At 38.7% G+C, this 2,123-nt stretch carries 2 protein-coding genes; both read right to left on the bottom strand.

The features are described from left to right. Positions 1-515: 515 nt before the first annotated feature. Positions 516-1,505 carry a copper resistance protein B gene (locus N518_RS0115170; RefSeq protein ID WP_026444482.1) on the bottom strand — a complete coding sequence of 330 codons (990 nt, stop codon included), beginning with the start codon at positions 1,503-1,505 and terminating at the stop codon, positions 516-518. Continuing rightward, the coding region (locus tag N518_RS0115165) for a multicopper oxidase domain-containing protein (RefSeq protein WP_026444481.1) at positions 1,492-2,123 on the bottom strand (632 nt) is incomplete at its 5' end. The genes N518_RS0115170 and N518_RS0115165, both read right to left, overlap by 14 nt.

Below are 2,123 nucleotides of genomic sequence, written 5' to 3'. Positions count from 1 at the left end.
CTTGAAAGTGCCGACCGTGGAAGGGATTCATCTGCTGTATCTCGAAATAAATAAGATATTTAGCTTATCATGTCAGCCTATTTGCAACAGTGCCGAAAAATTCCAGTATGCCGCATAGCCGCAAAGGGCCGGAATTGACGTAAGCAAATGCGTACAAGATCGGATAAAAACCGTCCCCTTTTTATCCGCAGAAATTGGGGATATTTTCTTACCGGAGAAGGCTGACAACATTGAAGAAAGTTTTAATTTGATTAAGAAACAATCAATTTTATTGGCGGAATATATCAAAACAGTTTAAAAAAAAGCCGACTTGTTTCCAAGTCAGCTTTTCGACATCGTCGAGCATTATCACTATAACACAAGTATCTGATTTTTATATATTTAAAATATACGTTTCGTATAAGCTCTATTATGTTAAATGGGAGGGAGGGAGCAAAATAAGTTAACATTTTGCTTCCGGCCACATTAAGCTAGAGTTTTATTTAAATAAAGCTATTTAGTAATCATTAAATTAATTAAAATCTAAATCTAACACCAGCTCCATATAACCAACCTTTCTCAGAGTTTGATTCTATTTGCCACGACGTTTCATCATTACCTTTTGAATACTCATAGGCAATGTCGATATACGGCATGATCTTTTTACTGATTTCATAGCGAGTTTCAAGCCCTGCGGTTGCACTGCTTAAACCAGTTTTTTTCGCATATTTAGAGTCATCACTAAAGATCGCATCCAACTCTAAATAAGTTTGAATAATCAACTTTTGCGTAATCAGAAAATCACGTTCCGTTTCTAGACTAAAACCCGCATAACTGTCTTCTCCTGCATAGAGATAAGCATCAGTTTCAAAGAAATATGGTGCCATACCATGTAAGCCAATCACTGCATCAACATTTTCTTCGGTGTCTTTGCGATGATCATCGAGTTCAACTTTTTCACTGCGATAACGTGCACCAATCTGTGCATCCCAAAAGTCTGAAATCATACGGCTATATAAAAGTTTGGCATCATAATGTGCATCATGCGATTCTTCTTTATCGGCATGAACTTTAATAAAAACCTTATTTTCATCTGTGCCAATACGGGTTTCAAACTCTGACTTTAAACCGCCTGTGCCATCTTCATTGACAAACCACTTATTATCCACCGTCGTAATCGCATAAATTTGCGCACCGTGTTCTGAGCGATGATCATAATGCGAACTCTGCTGAGTATTCGCATCTGGTACATGATGTAAATGATTAACCGTAGATGTTGCCTGATGTTGTACATGATTCATCTGACCATGGTTCATTTTCCCCATCATCTGCATGTGTTGTGCATGCTCTTGTGCAGAATGTTGTGAATGATTCATCTCAGACATGGCTTGATGATTCATTGATGGCATATTTTTCCCATTATTCTGAGTCGTTGAATGATGCCCTTCGTGCGCCACACTTAAGGTCGTTAAACTCAATACCGCAACAGAAAAAATCGCTTTCAATACAAAATTAGTGATGTGCATGTTCAGCTCCTTTTTGCTCAGTTACTTGTTGAGTTTGAGTCGAATTTGTACCTTGAATTGGCATTGTAGATACTTGTTCATCGCTAACATTCGCCACGATTAACTTGTTCATCATCCCCGCACTCATGTGATACAACAAATGACAATGGATTGCCCATTCACCCAATTCATCCGCAGTTAATAAAGCCGTAACTGTTTTACCCGGTGGTACGATCAATGTGTGTTTATTTGGCATATCTACCGACTCTTGACCATTCTCCAACTGCATAAACATACCGTGTAAATGCATCGGGTGCGCCATCATACTGTCATTAATAAATTTGATACGGATACGCTCGCCATACTTCACTTTTAATGGCTCAGCATCGCTGAATTTTTTACCGTTAATCGTCCAAATATAACGCTCCATAGTACCGCCCAAACGCACTACTAATTCACTGCTAGCTTCACGAGTATCTTTTTGCGGTTCTAAAGATTTTAAATCACTATATTGCAAGGCTTTATTGCCCGCAGGTGTAGATGCATTTGCCCAACCATAAACCACTTGATCATTTTCTTGTGGTTTTGCTGTGCCATGCTGTGAATGATCCATTTTCGAGTGATCCATGCCTTGCATAT

Origin of the sequence: Acinetobacter sp. UNC436CL71CviS28 (genome assembly GCF_000620525.1) — a bacterium.
Classification (GTDB): domain Bacteria; phylum Pseudomonadota; class Gammaproteobacteria; order Pseudomonadales; family Moraxellaceae; genus Acinetobacter; species Acinetobacter radioresistens.
The sequence above is the reverse complement of the archived record's forward strand: the minus strand, read 5'-3'. Positions and strand labels throughout refer to the sequence as shown.

Coding starts and splice junctions, on each gene's coding strand:
- N518_RS0115170 (WP_026444482.1), bottom strand. CDS start 1,505: ATGCACATCACTAATTTTGTATTGAAAGCGATTTTTTCTGTTGCGGTA.